This window comes from Lentilactobacillus buchneri (assembly GCF_018314255.1).
GTDB lineage: Bacteria > Bacillota > Bacilli > Lactobacillales > Lactobacillaceae > Lentilactobacillus > Lentilactobacillus buchneri.
In genome coordinates, this window is the sequence record NZ_CP073066.1 from 128,695 (window position 1) to 145,026 (window position 16,332).

General features: G+C 43.4%; 19 protein-coding genes and 2 tRNA genes. 5 read left to right on the plus strand and 16 right to left on the minus strand.

The features are described 5' to 3' along the window. Positions 1–67 precede the first annotated feature (67 nt). Positions 68–979, minus strand: a complete 912-nt coding sequence (locus KE627_RS00700; RefSeq protein ID WP_013728078.1) for a magnesium transporter CorA family protein — start codon at positions 977–979, stop codon at positions 68–70. Between the two features lie 74 nt (positions 980–1,053). Continuing rightward, positions 1,054–2,415, minus strand: coding sequence for an amino acid permease (locus KE627_RS00705; protein WP_013728079.1), 1,362 nt, complete (start codon positions 2,413–2,415; stop codon positions 1,054–1,056). A 373-nt stretch (positions 2,416–2,788) separates the two neighbouring features. Here KE627_RS00705 and KE627_RS00710 point away from each other — a divergent pair, with 373 nt between their 5' ends. From KE627_RS00710 to KE627_RS00720, 3 genes are all read left to right on the plus strand, one after another. Next, positions 2,789–3,346 carry a cysteine hydrolase family protein gene (locus KE627_RS00710; protein WP_013728080.1) on the plus strand — a complete coding sequence of 186 codons (558 nt, stop codon included), beginning with the start codon at positions 2,789–2,791 and terminating at the stop codon, positions 3,344–3,346. A gap of 150 nt (positions 3,347–3,496) precedes the next feature. Then, complete coding sequence (locus tag KE627_RS00715; protein WP_013728081.1) at positions 3,497–3,859, plus strand: hypothetical protein; 363 nt, start codon at positions 3,497–3,499, stop codon at positions 3,857–3,859. 16 nt (positions 3,860–3,875) lie between these two features. Next, positions 3,876–4,043: a hypothetical protein gene (locus tag KE627_RS00720; RefSeq protein ID WP_013728082.1), complete on the plus strand. Its 168-nt coding sequence runs from the start codon at positions 3,876–3,878 to the stop codon at positions 4,041–4,043. A gap of 74 nt (positions 4,044–4,117) precedes the next feature. Here KE627_RS00720 and KE627_RS00725 read toward each other — a convergent pair whose 3' ends face one another. The 7 genes from KE627_RS00725 to KE627_RS00755 all read right to left on the minus strand — a co-directional run bounded on the left by KE627_RS00725 (position 4,118) and on the right by KE627_RS00755 (position 8,092). After that, on the minus strand, positions 4,118–4,528 hold the full coding sequence (locus KE627_RS00725; protein WP_013728083.1) for an Asp23/Gls24 family envelope stress response protein: 411 nt from the start codon (positions 4,526–4,528) through the stop codon (positions 4,118–4,120). 18 nt (positions 4,529–4,546) lie between these two features. Further along, positions 4,547–4,987 carry an Asp23/Gls24 family envelope stress response protein gene (locus tag KE627_RS00730; RefSeq protein WP_014940095.1) on the minus strand — a complete coding sequence of 147 codons (441 nt, stop codon included), beginning with the start codon at positions 4,985–4,987 and terminating at the stop codon, positions 4,547–4,549. Positions 4,988–5,006: 19 nt separating this feature from the next. After that, positions 5,007–5,189, minus strand: coding sequence for a hypothetical protein (locus tag KE627_RS00735; protein WP_013728085.1), 183 nt, complete (start codon positions 5,187–5,189; stop codon positions 5,007–5,009). 13 nt (positions 5,190–5,202) lie between these two features. Then, positions 5,203–5,769: an alkaline shock response membrane anchor protein AmaP gene (gene amaP, locus KE627_RS00740; RefSeq protein WP_013728086.1), complete on the minus strand. Its 567-nt coding sequence runs from the start codon at positions 5,767–5,769 to the stop codon at positions 5,203–5,205. Between the two features lie 31 nt (positions 5,770–5,800). Next, entirely contained in the window at positions 5,801–6,052 is a 252-nt protein-coding gene (locus KE627_RS00745; RefSeq protein ID WP_013728087.1) for a GlsB/YeaQ/YmgE family stress response membrane protein, read from the minus strand. 420 nt (positions 6,053–6,472) lie between these two features. Continuing rightward, positions 6,473–7,528 (minus strand): YdcF family protein, encoded by a 1,056-nt coding sequence (locus KE627_RS00750; RefSeq protein ID WP_056938717.1) that lies wholly within the window; start codon positions 7,526–7,528, stop codon positions 6,473–6,475. A gap of 93 nt (positions 7,529–7,621) precedes the next feature. Further along, a complete protein-coding gene (locus KE627_RS00755) occupies positions 7,622–8,092 on the minus strand; it encodes a MarR family winged helix-turn-helix transcriptional regulator (protein WP_172874420.1) in 471 nt (156 codons plus the stop codon). 136 nt (positions 8,093–8,228) lie between these two features. Between KE627_RS00755 and KE627_RS00760 the strand changes: the two genes are divergently transcribed. Further along, positions 8,229–9,053, plus strand: coding sequence for a LicD family protein (locus KE627_RS00760; protein ID WP_013728090.1), 825 nt, complete (start codon positions 8,229–8,231; stop codon positions 9,051–9,053). Between the two features lie 74 nt (positions 9,054–9,127). Next, positions 9,128–9,436 (plus strand): DUF960 domain-containing protein, encoded by a 309-nt coding sequence (locus KE627_RS00765; protein ID WP_056938716.1) that lies wholly within the window; start codon positions 9,128–9,130, stop codon positions 9,434–9,436. A gap of 179 nt (positions 9,437–9,615) precedes the next feature. Here the strand turns inward: KE627_RS00765 and KE627_RS00770 are convergent. From KE627_RS00770 to glmS, 7 genes are all read right to left on the minus strand, one after another. Continuing rightward, a tRNA-Asn gene (locus tag KE627_RS00770) sits at positions 9,616–9,687 on the minus strand. Positions 9,688–9,801: 114 nt separating this feature from the next. Then, positions 9,802–9,873: transfer RNA gene (locus tag KE627_RS00775), tRNA-Asn, on the minus strand. A gap of 90 nt (positions 9,874–9,963) precedes the next feature. Next, positions 9,964–10,272 carry a hypothetical protein gene (locus KE627_RS00780; RefSeq protein WP_014940101.1) on the minus strand — a complete coding sequence of 103 codons (309 nt, stop codon included), beginning with the start codon at positions 10,270–10,272 and terminating at the stop codon, positions 9,964–9,966. 201 nt (positions 10,273–10,473) lie between these two features. Further along, positions 10,474–11,547, minus strand: a complete 1,074-nt coding sequence (locus KE627_RS00785) for an ABC transporter ATP-binding protein (protein ID WP_056938715.1) — start codon at positions 11,545–11,547, stop codon at positions 10,474–10,476. Positions 11,548–11,652: 105 nt separating this feature from the next. Next, positions 11,653–12,432 (minus strand): glucosaminidase domain-containing protein, encoded by a 780-nt coding sequence (locus KE627_RS00790; RefSeq protein ID WP_056938714.1) that lies wholly within the window; start codon positions 12,430–12,432, stop codon positions 11,653–11,655. A gap of 90 nt (positions 12,433–12,522) precedes the next feature. Next, positions 12,523–14,028 (minus strand): glycoside hydrolase family 73 protein, encoded by a 1,506-nt coding sequence (locus KE627_RS00795; protein WP_013728095.1) that lies wholly within the window; start codon positions 14,026–14,028, stop codon positions 12,523–12,525. 311 nt (positions 14,029–14,339) lie between these two features. Further along, positions 14,340–16,157, minus strand: a complete 1,818-nt coding sequence (glmS, locus tag KE627_RS00800; RefSeq protein WP_013728096.1) for a glutamine--fructose-6-phosphate transaminase (isomerizing) — start codon at positions 16,155–16,157, stop codon at positions 14,340–14,342. Positions 16,158–16,332 lie beyond the last annotated feature (175 nt).

Genomic DNA, 16,332 nt, shown 5'->3' on the forward strand with positions numbered 1-16,332 from the left:
GCCCGTCATCTTGAATGACGAGCTTTTTGTATACCGAAAAATCCACGAAGCGGCTTTCAGCTATGTTCTATTTCTTGAAGCGGCGATCCTTCTTAATATACACAATCATCAATAAGACCATTACCATCGTTAAAACGACTGTATAGAACCAAGCTTCCCCACGACCTGCAAATGGTAGTTTAACGTTCATCCCATAAAACCCGGAAACAATCGGCGGAATGGCTAGAATCAGTGACCAAATCGTCAGAAACTGCATCGTTTGGTTCAATTTATTATTCAAAATATTCCCAAATGCCGACTCGGTTTCCCGAACCACGTCGCCGACCACATCAAACATGGTTTGACACTGTTTGTATTCAATTAACAGGTCACCAATGGATTCATTGGTTTTGCTGGCAAGTTCGGGGGACATCTTCAAGTTATCCTTGATGGTGGCTTGTAACTCCTGCAGGGCGATCAAGTTGCCTGCCGTGGCCGAGCGCAGATAGACCAGACTGGTCTTTAGTGCTGCCAATTCATCCAAACTGTGGTTGCTGATTGCCCGGTTGTGCATCCCTTCCAACTTCTCGGCTTTCTGACTGATCTCGTCCAATTTGTCAAAGAACGGCGAAATCAATGCAAACAGGATTGCCAAAATGTGCTCGGCAACACTGTCATATGCCAACTTGGAATGGTCTGAAACCAGCTTAGCCTGCTCTTGGGCGTGACACACCGTAATCAGCAGGGAATTACTGAATCCCAGAAAAATCGGCGATGTGAGCATTCGGCTTTGCTTAGGATCCGCAATTGCCCTGACCACCAGTGCACTAAACCCTGACAGATCATCAAAAGTGGCCCGTGGCTGCTCATGACGATCCAGCATATAGCCTTTGAACTTGGCTGGTGCCCGATAGTCAATCGTAATGTCATTTAATTCGTCTTCAGTTGGTGAAATTGCCTCGACCCAGGTGTAAGTGTCAAACTTATGAATTTTAATCATGGAATTGCCTCTTCAATCGTCATTTTATGAATAACTAAAGTCTAATTTTTTCCGAAAGCAATTTCAATCCCCAACTACCTGCCGCCATGACGCCGTTGGATCACCTGGTAAATTACCAGCATCGAGCCAATTGAAATCAAGGAAATGACCATCGCCACCCGCGTTGAGCTGTTCACCAATAGGAATCCAAGAATGAAGACAAAGAATGCCAGTGTCAAATAATCACTCAACGGATACCCAGGCATTTTAAAGACCTCACTGCCCTTCGGATGAGCTCGGCGATATTTAATGTGGACAATGATTAAAACCACCCACACCACGACAAAGTTAATGGTTGAAACACTTGAAACCAGGTTGAAGACCCCTGCTGGAATAAAGTAGTTCAAAACAACGATGATTAACAGAAAGGCGGTTGAGAAGTTCAGGGCAATGTTTGGAACGCCGTTGCGCCCCAATTTGGTTAAAAATGACGAAGCATTCCCACCCATACTCAACGCGTACATCGTCCGGCTGGTACTGAATAAACAACTGTTAGTGGCGGAGACTGCGGCAGTCAAAACAACAAAATTCAAAATCCCGGCAGCCCCCACAATTCCCACTCCCGAGAACACCTGAACGAATGGGCTGGCGGTCGTGGTGATTTTATTCCAAGGGTAAACACTCATGACCGCAATCATCGAGCCAATATAAAATAAACCAATTCTAATTGGTAAGCTGTTAATCGCCTTTGGCAGATTGGCTTTGGGATCGTCAGTTTCGCCGGCCGTCAACCCAACCATTTCAATGCCGACAAAGGCAAACACCACCATTTGAAATGACATCAAGAACCCGTGGGCGCCAGTTGGGAAAAAGCCGCCATGGCTGACCAGCTGGCTGAACGAAGCCGTCGAGCCGTCAACATTTACATGGAACACGGCGAGTCCTACTCCGACCACGACTAGGAGAATAATTGCCACGACTTTAATCATCGAAAACCAGGATTCCATCTCACCAAACAATCCGACATTGACCAGATTGGCGGCGAACAGACATAAGAGAATAATCAGCGGTGGAATCCATTGGGGAACTCCGGGAAACCAAAACTTGATATAAATTCCGGTGGCAGTCAAATCGGCCATTGCCAAACTAATCCAGCAGAACCAGTAAGTCCAGCCGGTCACAAACTCCCAGCGGTCACCCAAATACATTTTTACAAAATCAAGAAATGAATGTTTGCTGGTATCTGACAGCAGCAATTCACCAATCCCCCGCATCAGCAGGAAACAAAAGATCCCGACAATCAAGTAGGATAAAATGATTGATGGCCCTGAAGTGTGAATGGCCGAACCGGACCCCAAGAACAGCCCGGTTCCAATTGCCCCGCCAATCGCAATCATCTGAATGTGTCGGCTTTTTAGTGAACGCGATAGTGAATTTGTTTGATCCTTCGTTTCCATAGTGTCCTCCTTAAAAATGTCCATTAAAAACGCCCCCAGTACCTATTACAGTACCAGGGGCGTTCTTCAACGCGGTTCCACCCAAGTTCCACAATACAATATGTATTGCCTCTTATTGCAGATAAGGCTGCCGCCATTAAGTATTGCCATTTTAGTTGCTGGCTTTCAGCAAATGCCAGCTCTCTGTGAATATTTACCAGTATACGGTTCATATTTTAAATGTCAACCCCAAATCGTCAACACATGTTCACAGATGAAGAACAAAGACAAATTAAATCAGCAAATTAGTTGATTTTTCGGCCAATATCGAGTATCTTTGAGCCAATAAAAGTTAATCAGACTTTTAATCGAGTCTTTATGGAGGGATACATTTATGGAATCTCATACAGCTTTACTGATTATTGATTATACCAACGATTTTGTGGCCGATAAAGGGGCGCTGAGCTGTGGCGGCCCTGGACAGGTACTTGAACCGCATATCTTAAAATTAGCTGACGAATTTGTGGCCAATGGCGACTGGGTGATTTTACCGACCGATGTGCATACACCAAATGATCCATACCATCCTGAAACCAAGTTATTCCCACCTCACAACGTCCGAGGTACTTGGGGCCGTGAATTTTATGGTGGCTTATCACCTTGGTTTAAAGAGCATCAAGCAGATGATAAGGTGTATATGTATGACAAAACCCGCTACAGTGCCTTTGCCGGCACCGACCTGGATATCCGGCTGCGTGAACGCCACGTTGACACCGTTCATCTAGTCGGTGTCTGCAGCGATATCTGCGTTTTACACACTGCCGTCGACGCTTATAATCTCTGCTACAACATTGTCGTTCACAAAAGCGGCGTTGCCGGATTGACCCAAGCCGGCAATGACTGGGCATTGGATCACTTCGAACATGTTCTGGGAGCGACTGTGGAAGATTAATGGCGAGTTGCTTTGCAAAATTTCCCGATTTAGTGTTTAATGTTCTTCAGTAGACAAAATATATTTTCGATCGAAGATGGGATGAAACGATTGTTTTGTGACCATCTTCTTAGTGTTTGTGAATTTATTTTGGACTAGGGAGGAACGACAATGGCTAATAAAGTGTCCAGATACAATAATGACCAGTGGGAAACCGCTAAAGAATCTGTTTTGCAAGAGTATGAAGATTATAAACAAACCCTGCGGGATCAAGGGGTCGACTATACAATCAAGAATGCCCGGAAATTATTGATCTACCAGGACCTGGTTGCCGAGTGGCAGCACAAATTGGGAACCGTTATCACCGACCTTGAAGATAACCTGTTTGCATTAACGATTTTTGATGACCTTAAAAAACGAAAGCAAAGCTCGCTTTTGGCGCGCGGATATGAACATATTTCCAGTTGGCCGGACTTCAACCCAACGGCGCTGGCCCTTTGGTTGGAGCTTGAGGAAGACGAGGCCATGGCTTAGTAAGTGAGGTGGCAAAATGTCTCATTTTGATATTTCCATGTTGATCACCATCGCGATTGGTTTTATTTTGATGACCGTAACCAACAACCGTCCGTTCGCAATCACTTTGGCGGTGTTAGCAATTGGCTTAACCATCATGCTGACAATCAAAAAGATCCTGAATCGAAAACAATCGCATAGTTAAGACGACAACCACAAGGGGCTGCGACAAATCTGTCGCAGCCCCTTTGCTGTCTGGTTGATCAAAATGGTCTTTAATTATTTTTTCTTCTCACCCTTATCTTTTTTCTGGTTCTTTTTTAGAAATTCATCCCGTGTCTGTAAATCCTTCACGTGAATTTTAATTTCGGTTGGCTTCAAATCGGTCATTTCGGTGATTGTCTGAGTTAATTTAGTGGTAATTTTGTTAAAGACCGTTGGGATGCATTTGCCATATTCCAAGACTGCATCCATTGCCAATTTAACTTCTTTATCATCGTTGTCTAAATCTACTTTCACCCCAGTTGAGGGATCCGTCTCGTCACTGAAACGATCAGTGACCGAATCAATCAGGTTCCCCTCTAAAGACAGCACCCCATCCACATCACGAACGGTATTACCGGCAATCTTGGTTAACACACTGTCATCATAAGTTAATACGGTTGCTACACTGCTGTTTTCTTGTGTCATGGTTTTTCCCTCCATTGGCTATTCCACCCTGTCATCATTGACAGTGTTTGCGATATCGTCTTTCTTTCGGGTACTTTGCTGTTCCCATTCTTTTTTGGTCAGAACATCGTTAATATTTAAATTAATTTCAACAACGTCCAAACCGGTATAATTCTTGATGGCTTTTTGGGTCCGGCTGCAAATTTCATCAAAGATCTGCCGGGCGTCGGCGCCATATTCAATCGTAGCTTCCATGTCCAAGGCAACCTGTTTTTCACCAACCTCGGCGTCAATCCCCTTTGTCGGATCAGTGGTTTTTGAGAACCGATCCGCTAATTCACTCATCATCCCGCCATCAAGCGACAGGACCCCGTCCACATTTCTGGAAACCAGTCCGGCAATTTTTTCAATTACCGAGTTTTCAAAGGTTAACTTCTTGTTTAAATCTGATTTTTGAATCGTTGCATCCATCACAGTCATCTCACTTTCCTTCCGTTATTTAATCATCACTCACTAATTGGCTGATTAAGCGCTTGAGCCCGCCAAACTTCCAGATAACGGTCCCGATCAAGGCACCAATCAAGGTCAGTGCCAACACCGTCAGCATGCCGCTGAGGCCGCCAAAGACCCACACGACGCCTGCGACCATTCCGAAGACGGCTCCGTACATAATTGCATTCATCGACATCCTCCTCCTAAACTACTCGTGGGCGACTGGCTTTTTCGCGTCTGCTTGAAGCTTCAAACGGGGTCACTTTGACCCGCACTTTCTTGACTTCAACATCCATCAACTGCTGGATCTCATCCACGACATTGTTCTGAATTTCCTCACCCAGTTTGACCAGATCTTGGTTGAGTTTATCAACGGCGTTGACGCTAACGCGAACCACCCGATTCCGAGTCCTCAATCGCAATTTGACAGTCACATGATTGACGTTGTTTTGCGTCATAATTCGATTCTGCAAAATCTTTTCAACCGCTGACTTGGAAATACTCAGTCTGCCGTGTGGGGACTCAAATCGCAGCTGGTCGGCCTTCCTTGGCGCAAAGATTGCCATTATCAACATCATCAGACTGACTAGGGCGACGACCGCGGATACAATCGCGGCACCAATCATCATCCAAGGAGTATCCGTTTGAATTGTCTGAGTCACGACTGGTGACAAATAGTCGATTGGAATGACTAACCCAACCAGCCAAACTGATTGGGCAATCCCAATCAGACTGACAATCCAGATCATTAATCTTGAGAACTTATTCAATTTGCAACCTCCTTTCTTAAAAGAGGTAACCTTAACGTGCCATTCCCCGAGTCACCATTGAAACGACCAGGACTAAAATAACAGCTCCGACAATGGCCGGTAAAATTGCCATCCCAGCTAATTGAGGCCCCCAGGAACCAAAAATTGCTTCTCCGAGCCAGGCGCCAATCAGGCCACCAACAATGTTGCCGATCCAGCCCATGGGCATGTCACGACTGGCAATCGCTCCTGCAAGTGCGCCAATGATGCCACCAATGATAAGTGTCCAGAGTAAACTAAACATGATAATCATCCTTTCTACAAATAGTATTGTGGAAATTATAGCTCCCTTGCTATAGTTATATTTTATAATAATTAATATCTTATTGTGTGAATAAGGTGTGAAGAAAAGATGAAAAGAGTGTGAGGCAAGCTGATTAGCTACTAGGCACTAATGCCGTCGGAGCATTAGGGTGATAACAGTAGTTAACGCTGGTTTTGCGTTGACTGCTGTTATCGGACTAAGCGGAGAAAGCTGGCTTGTCGAACACGTTTAGAGTGTGAGTCCGAGCGGTTAGCAACCGGAGCATAAGCTGACTTGCGGGGAAATCGAGTTTGATTTCGCCGGAAGTTGGCTTATGTGCAGGTTGCTGCTTGGGGGAACACGTTTGCCTGAACCAACAAAAAAGGCGTCAACCAAACGGTCAACTCCTCAATCCAAACATTAAGCAATTCCAAGCCCTGCCAGCACCCCCACAATCACTGAGGCGACCAACATCAAGCCGAGCATCACCAAATGAAATTTCTTATGCATGACAACCAGGGCCAGGTATTCACGAATGACTGCGTTCGGCAGGTAATAAAATGGGGTTTTCGACCCGATCCCAAAAGCATGCATACCAACTTCCCGAGAAAGGATACCGGCTCTCAAAGTATGATAATTGCTGGTAACGAAGACAATTCTATGATTAGTCGAACCGGCATCTTTATCAATCAAGGCTTTTGAAAACTTCATATTTTGAAAAGTATTCACTGACTGGTCTTCAATCAAAGTGTCTGCCCCTCTGGCACCATGTTCCAAGGCGTAGTCACGCATGGCGACACTTTCAGGGAGTAACTCGTCACCACCCTGGCCGCCCGAAAAGACCAATTTGGCGCGCTTGTTGGTTCGATGGATTTGTTGATTATAAAATGCGATTCCTTTATTAATGCGACCACCAAGCAGGCGACCGACTTTGTGTCCATCAACCAATCCAGCTCCCAAAACGATGATGTAATCTTTATTGCTCCGGGGAAAATATAATTGATACAACAGCATCGAAGACAACGTATTCCACACAGTCAGCAAAATATAAGCAATCAGCATCGTCAAAAAAGTCATGACAAACGCTTGAATCGGCGTTGGCAGGTCAATTGGGTTAAAGAAAATCAAAACATCAATGAGGACAACGCCGATCCCGACGATTAACGTCAACGACCCGCTGAGACTATAACCTTCTTTTCGCCAAACGACGATTGCGTTGATAAACCAGAAAATAAAACTCAAAATTAATCCCAAAATAACGGCCAGACCAACGATTGCGACGGCCACGGCAATCACCAACGCATTATATTTTTCGCCAAACACCTCAAATAATTGAACCAGGAGGGCCAATAATGCCAGTAAATCCAAATTGGCCAGCCAACCAAGAACCGACGTGTTTCGGTTCTTGATCAAATATGTACCTAAAGCCACCGTCAAAACGGCAAAAACGACGCCTGTCAAAGCCACCATCCACATACTCGTTCCCCCTTTTGAATTCAACTAATTCAACAAATAAAAGGCCGGCAGCAAAGCCTCAGTTTTGCCCCGGTCCAGATGGATCCCAGAATGCTATTTGTTGGTGTAATCCTTGCTATTCATTTCTTCTGCAGCGAATTCCTTAATAAATTTCAAAATGGCTCTGACCTTGTCGTCCCCATAACGGCTGATCCAGCTGTCAAAGCGTTTGGTGATCAAATCGTTGACGTGCTTTTCGGTTTGCTCACCGGTTGGAGTTAAATGTAAATAAAGTCGGCGGCGATCACTTTCCGCTGGTTTTTGGAAAATATAATCATGCTGTAATAGAACTTTGATTTGGCGCGAGATTGCGCTTCGGGTTACTCGCCGTTCACTGGCAATATCCATCAATGAGACGTTTTGTTTTTCAGCGATTGTATGCAAAATTAAGTATTGTTCAAACGACAATCCGTACTTAGTTGCGGGTTCAGAAACAAAGTTATCTAAGTATTTAAGTGACGACAAATAAACGTCGATTGCTTCTTTTAATAGATCCTGATTTGTTTTACTCATATCTGTCACCATTCCCCTTTAATTATTAAACCTTATATCACCTTAATTATATATTTTAGTAACCAGTGTCGCAACTAAATGGATTAACTTTATCGTTTTATGGCATTATGCTTTATAATTATGACATAACAAAAAAGGATTGATATTTATGGCTGATGATGCAATTTCACTAATTCACCAAGTAGAACTGGATCTTTTCAAACAATTTGCCAAAATTACCCACCAACACCACATCCATTACATTGCTTTGGGTGGGACAATGCTGGGGGCTGTTCGCCATCAGGGGTTCATTCCCTGGGACGATGATATGGACGTCGGCATGCTGCGGGTAGATTACGAGCAATTTTTGAAAGTGGCTGAGAAAGACCTTAAAGGGACTCACTATTTTCTTCAAACCCCATGGACGGACGAGAATTACGCTCTGAGCTATTCCAAACTATTGGATAGGAATACCTTCATTGAGGAGAAGAACAACGTTAACAACGCCCGGAAAGGCGTTTTCCTGGACATCTTCCCCTTGGATCGAATTCCAGACTCTCCTGCCCGTCAACGGCGGCAAATTTTGGACATGCGAAGACTCGACAGCCGAATTTATTTGAAACTGCGTTATAACGTGATCGATAATCCAATTCGCAAGTTTCATGCCTCCCTTTCTGCCGAGCAGGCAGAGACGGCAGAAGATTTCAAAAAACAACGCGAAAGCGTCATGACCATGTATAACGACAAAGCGGCGTTAATGAACGTCAAGAATCTCGCCTCACAATATGCCTATGAAAAAGAAATTCTGAGCCTGGACCAACTAAATGATACGATTGTGTTGCCATTTGAGGACACTTATATTCGGGTCCCAGCTGACTACGATGGCATCTTGACCAAGATCTATGGCGATTATATGACGCTGCCGCCGGAAAATGCCCGAACTGAAAAGCACATTGTCCGTTTAATCACTGATAATCAAGAGTTTGAACTCTAACTAATTACTTGCGTTGACTTGATTAATTTGGTAGGTTACATATGACAAGCAATGCAGAAATGAAGGTGTTATGAATGTTTAATCCCAATGAATCCCGATTCGCCAGCTACACGATCGTTTCATCATTACCCGATGAGGCAATTGATAACGTTTGGTACATCATCGATAACGACCTGCAAGGCGTTTTCCAATTATCAAATCTGATCACATTTAATTTAGTTAATAACGATGGCAATTTGTCCTATGATTTCATTCAAGGAAATGAATTGGTGGCAACTTCTGATTCACCATATCCTTACGACAATGGTTATCCAAAATCCCTGGTCGTCTATGACAGTGGTGACCGGCAAATCATTGCGACCCCATCTGAAATCAACTTATAAAGTTACTTTGCGTGTTGTAAGACCTGACCGGAAGTTTTTTCGGTTAGGTCTTTTTGAATGCCCTGAGAAAATCATTCCACTTAAGGGACATTGGTTAGATTAAAGATTAAATAACCAGACTTCCAAATGAAAAAATGATAAAAAGAAAAGAGCAGGCAAATTGCCTACTCTTTGTGTAACTGCTCCGGCTGGGTTCGAACCAGCGACCTCTTGATTAACAGTCAATTATTCTACCACTGAACTACGGAGCAAAAATATTTACTTAACGACCACTTAGATAATATATCATATCTAAGAGTGACTGACAACTACAAAATTGCATAAAAAAAGATTTTGGGGGATCAACAGACCCCGGAAGATCTTTACTGCTCCGGCTGGGTTCGAACCAGCGACCTCTTGATTAACAGTCAATTATTCTACCACTGAACTACGGAGCAAAAATATTTTCTTTAAAAACGACATATATATTTATATCATATCCAGCGAAAATATGCAAACTATTTTATCATCTAAATTTCATCAATCCACTAACTAATGTGATTTTCTTTAAGAATGATGTCGACTTCTTTCTGCATTTCCGGGGTTTTGTGCCATTCTTCAAAGTGATCCATATCTTCAGTCGGCATCGTATAATTTTCGTTAATATATTGCTCATATTTGGCCACGTGAGGAGAATGTGGGATATTAAGCTGTAAGATCCTGACCTGCTTAATAAAACCTCGCTCAGCTGCCAATTCTGCCCGACCATTCTGCACCATATTGCTGATCTCAATATACTTGCTGCCATCGTTTCTGGTAATTTCTTCAATTAGTGTCAATACTTCATGACTCTTCAACGTGTGACCTCCCCTTATTTACTCACGAAGAACATTATACATAAAAAACTGACGTTATAAAGACGTCAGTTTTTTAAGAGAGAAAGAGAATTGATTAGAAGGTATTTATTTAGTACCCGAACATAATATACTCAATATTGAAAGCGCTGTCAACTAAATTTCGAAAAAAGGTTGCCAAACAATCGTCTGGCAACCTGAAAGTCATTCTTTACCCGGCAGATGAAGCGTGTGCGATGGATGAACAATCGCAGAAGGATTATTAATCACGTGCTCGACTGAATGGCCGGAAACGTTAACCAAGCAGAAGAAGACCACCACAATCAACACAGCCCAGGTCAATAATTGATTCCAAACTGACATTTTTTCGCTAATGACCGAGCCGTAAAAACGTTTATGAATCTTAGCGGGAACATCCTTCTCATCCGGGTGAGCATTTTGTTCCTGTTCAGTGATTTGCTTTTGGTAATTTTTAATGCTGAAATTTTTCTGAACACTCTTGCGTTCAGTTTCAAACTTATGTTTTTCTTTTTTGCTTAACTTCTTAAACCACTGCGTGAACTCGCGATACTTCTGGGTGACTTCTTTAGTGTCACCAACCATTTTGAGTTCACCATAGTTGATCCAAGCAACCTTGTCACACAACATTTCAATCTGTTTGAGAGAATGGCTGACAAAGATAATCGTCTTGCCTTCCTGCTTAAATTCGGTAATTTTATCGACACACTTTTGGTAGAATGTATCATCACCAACGGATAAGGCTTCATCAATGATCAAAATGTCCGGGTTAATGTGGACGGCAATCGCAAACCCAAGCCGGGAGCGCATACCACTTGAATAACTCTTAACCGGCTGGTCAACAAAATCGCCGATATCGGCAAACGCAATGATATCAGGCATTAATTTGTCAATTTCTTCATTGGTTAACCCTTGCATCAAGGATTTCAGACGGATGTTTTCACGGCCTGTCAAACTGCTCCTCAAGCCGGCGTGAATTGCCACAATCGAAGTTTCCCCGCGAACGTCAACATAACCGGTGGTTTGGGGGATAATTCCGGAAATGATATTGGAAATCGTCGATTTTCCGGACCCGTTAACTCCGATGAGGCCAAGGGTTTCTCCTGGTTTAACCGTCAGAGAGACCCCCATTAATGACCAAAAATGAGGAACCTGTTTTTTGGTAATCGAAAAGAATGAGCGTAATTTTTCAGACTGCGTCTTGAATAATTCATACTCTTTGGTAACATTTTCAACTTTTACTTTATAATCGTTTTCCATTGCTCCGCTCCTAATTTAAGAGAGACTAAATTCACGAGTAACATTATAACAAACTTTGCAACTGAAAAAAGGATTCCCAAATAAACTTTGCGAACCCTTAAACATCTATCGGCGAACAACGTGCTGCAAAGGCAAACTATTAAATTGGATCACGGCGTCGCCTTGATTGATGGCGACTGCTCCCTTGTCGTTAAAAACAAAGTTGGGAATAATCCGCTTTGGAATACTGTTAATTTTGGAACGTGAATTTTCTGCTCGAATTAAAGCTGATTTTTTGGAGTCACCAGCTAATTGCTTGTTGAGAGAGGCATCAATTTTAGAACCAATGTCCCCGGTGCTGACAGATCCATCAAGTTTGTTTAAATCATACTTGGTGATAATTGCATTTAATTTATTACCGTAATTCATATCAGTGGCATAAGTTAATGACAGTGCCATGGCGGCATCACTGGAAGAAATGGCGTTCGTCGTCCAGGTGCCCTCATAATAATTTGGATCGGACAATGTCCCGTGGCGTAACAGATAAGCATTATCTTTGATTGAGGCTTCAACGCTTGGATATTTTTTAAAAGCCGCCGCAGTCATATAATGCTTTCCCTTGGAGGTATATTCCCCGGTACTCATAGTCACAGATTGGCCATTATAAGCGCCTTTAACCCCGAAGTAATTGTTGGCGTCCAATGATAGCTCGGAACGGCCAAAGTCGCTCTCAACGATTGCCTGGGCCATCATCACGGATGGATAGAGATGGTTAGCCTTACTAATCTTCACCACCGGCGTTTTCAGCTGATTAATGAAGTCGGTTTCCACGCTGGCATGCGAGTGGTTTGCTTGGACAAAACAAAAGCCGGTAACCGCAACCGTGGCGATTAGGGCTTTCATCATGACATGTTTGAATTGCTTAATGATGCTAAAAACCTCCCAATACCGATGTTACGACGAATGGTCAACAACATCGGCTGTTTCCATATTCAATTATGATAAAAAGGCACTGGAAACCCAATATTTGGTTGAAGAATTAGGCGTTGAGATTCGATACCAAAGTGAATGGTCGCTGACCTTATAGCCAATTTTATCGACTGTCACCTTAGTGCCAACTTGTAAATCAACCTGATTGAGCTTGTAATGCTTCTGCAAATTCCCCGTCGAGTTTGCATGATCGTACAAATAAGTCGAATTGGCATTCTTAGAAATCGACTTGGTCTCCTTGTGGTTCACAACCGCAACCGATCCAGGATATGATACTACATCTGAAGCTTTAATCCAACCCTTTGTCTTGCCGTCCGCAATCCGATACCAGAGAACCAGCCCCTTGGTGGTCTTTTGAAGCGCGGTTTTGTTAACGTTGTAACCTTTGTTGGCGGCCGCAATCGTCTTTACCTTTTTAACCGGTTTTGACAGATAGCTGGAACCCACAATGTGGTTATAGATGTACCCCGAGGAAGTTTTACTTGGCGTTAACGCACCAGTTGCCGTTCCAGAATAGGTCGTGGCAAATGACAATGCCGGAGCACTAACCCAGAACTTTTTGGCTTTGGCATTGCTATAGAAGCGTAGACGGTACCAGTTAGTTGAGCTGTTAGTCTTGACTCCGCGCATATCCAGGTAGACTTGAACCCGACTGTTAACACCCAGCTGTGACCAAGTATAACGTTTCTCAGAGGTGGTTGACCCCTTCACATGATTATATACGTAATATTTCTTGTATTTACTGGAAAGTGGTACCAAATCTTTGCCTGAGGCTTTGTAGTATTTAACTTTGGCAAGTTTTGGTGCTGTAGGCGTCGAAGTCGTGGCAGACGAAGCAGTTGTTGAGCTGGCACTTGAACTGCTTGCTGTTGAACTCGATGCTGCAGATGATGACGAAGCAGAGGTCGACGATGATGCTGACGACCCATCCCCGGTCTCGCCAAACAGCTGATCCAAATTATAGGTTTGGATAACTGTAATCAACGACTGACCATATCCCGGCGCTGTCGCATATTTACCAGTCAAGGCATTTGCAGCGTCCTGATACGTTGCCGCGTTCTCTTTCCAAGAACCGGAATAATACTTGGGGTTCCAGCTGGTGCCGTTTCTTAAAGTGGACCCATTGTCGGCAAAAGAAGCGTACGCGGTTGGATACTTTTTAAAATTGGCAGTGGTATTAATCATCTGACCATTGCTATTATATTCGGTCGTCGGCATCGAAACCGAGGCACCGTTGTAAGCGCCTTTAATTCCAAAGAAATTATTGGCTTCGATCGTCAGCTGACTTTGCCCCCAGCCGCTTTCCAATCCGGCCTGAGCCATCATGACCGACCCGTATAAGTTGTACTTCGATGAAGCTTTGGTAACGTCATTTTTATATTTTGAGATAAAACTGCTTGCTGTGGAAGCATAAGCTTGTTGGTATGTACTTTGGGCAGAAAATGCTGTGAATAAAACCCCCATCCCCGTAACAAGTAAGGCAGTTAGTCCATGCTTAATTATTTTATTCAATGATCCACACCTCCGTTTAGGCCACATCCCTATCATATTAGATAACAGAGAAAAAATGAAGCCCTAAATAGAATTAATTAGCCAAAGAAGCTTTAGACTTTCTTAATAACTTTAACAACTCTTATAATATATCATTTTCTGTTTGAAAACAAAAAAAGAAACTACCATTTTGAGATATCAAGAAAGTTTTTGGACAATGTCTCGATTTGTCCAGTATGTGTCTGTTTCATGGCATGCCTCATCAAAAAATGATTGATAAACAAAAAGGACAAGCATTCTCTGCCTGTCCTCTATAGAAACGCTATTCAAATTTACTCAACAGTGACACTCTTAGCCAAGTTACGTGGACGATCAACATCCAGTCCCTTGTTCAAACTTGTATAATAAGCAATCAGTTGTGCAGGGACCACGCTGAGCAGCGGTGTGATCAACTCATTGACGTCTGGAATGATCAAAGTATCATCTTCCTCGGCCAAACCCTTACGAACGATGGTAAAGGTTGCCGCACCCCGTGATTCAGTTTCCTGCAAATTGCTGCGGGTTAAATTAGCGGTTCGTTTTTGCGTAATGATTCCGACAACCGGCGTCCCTTCTTCAATCAGGGCAATCGTGCCGTGCTTCAATTCACCGGATGCAAAGCCTTCTGCCTGAACATATGAAATTTCTTTCAGCTTCAAGGCAGACTCCAATGAAACGGTTTGGTCAATTCCCCGCCCAATATAGAAGGCCCGGTTAGCTGGAACAAAATACTTTTTAGCGAGATCATCGATGACATCTTTCTCATCAATAATTGCCTGCATCCCGGTTGCGACCAATCCTAATTGCTGGCGAATATCAAACTCTTCGGCGATCGTTTGCTCTTTGGCTTCACCCAACGCCTTGGCAAGAATCGCTTCAACCCCAATTTGCGCGGTGTAAGCCTTCGTTGAGGCCACAGAGATCTCAGGGCCGGCGTGCAGTAGCATCGTGTAAGTTGCTTCGCGGAAGAGCGTTGAATTTTCAACGTTGGTAATCGTCAAGCTCTCATAGTTATTGGCATTGACGTTCACTAAAACTTCACGACTGTCGGCAGTTTCACCACTTTGTGACAGGAAGATAAAGAATGGCTTCTTGGACAACAGCGGATTGTCATAGGCAAATTCAGAAGCAATGTGAACTTCGGTTGGCACATGGGCTAACTTTTCGAATAATTTCTTTCCGACGAGTCCGGCATGGTAACTGGTTCCGGCACCCACAATGTACAAACGATCGGCTTCCTTCATTGCATTGATCAATTGTGAATCAACGTTTGGCTTGCCGGATTCTTCAGTGTAAAGGGAGGCCAATTTCCGCATCACGTTTGGCTGCTCGTCAATTTCTTTTAACATATAGTAAGGATATGGTCCTTTATCAGTCTCTTGAGCATCCATGTCAACATGGAAAGTGTCCCGCTGAACCTTGTGGCCGTCACGGTCTTCAATGTCAACTGAATCAGGCTTAATTGTCACCACTTCACCGTCATGTAATTCAAGGAAGTCATGGGTCACATTCAGCATGGCCAAAGCGTCCGAGCAGACCACGTTGCAGCCGTCACCAACCCCGATCAAAAGTGGGCTCTTGTTCTTGGCAACGTACAAAGTTTCAGGATCTGTGCTGTCAATCAATAAGAAGGCATATGAAGATCCCTCAAGTAAACTCAAAGTCTTCAAGAAGGCTTCCTTAGTCGTCATCCCCTCTGTTTGAACAAATCGATCAACCAATTGAACAACCACTTCAGTATCGGTTTGACTGGTAAAGGTGGTGTTGCTCAAGTACTTGGCTTTTAATTCCTTGTAGTTTTCGATGACCCCATTGTGAACCAAGTAAAAACGGTGGTCTTCAGAATATTGTGGATGGGCATTGTCAACGCTCACAACCCCATGGGTAGCCCAGCGGGTGTGGCCGATTCCAACAGAACCGTGAACTTCCGGTCCAACGGCAGCTTCGAGTTCGGAGATGCGGCCCTTACGCTTCACCAGATAGTCGTTGCCATTTAAATCGTTGACATAAATACCAGCGGAATCATAACCACGATATTCAAGTTTTTCAAGCCCTTCCAATAAAATTGAAACAGCATTATCATTTCCAGTTACTCCAACTATTCCACACATTTTAGTATTCTCCTCAAATTTCATAAATTGGTATATACAGAATATGAACTCTATATATTTATATAACACGTATAATATACCTAACTTCGAGATAAAAGTCAACAAAAGATGTCAAATGGTATACCAAATCTTAAAAATTGATATATCAACTTTGGCAGTTGAGAAGAGACCAAAA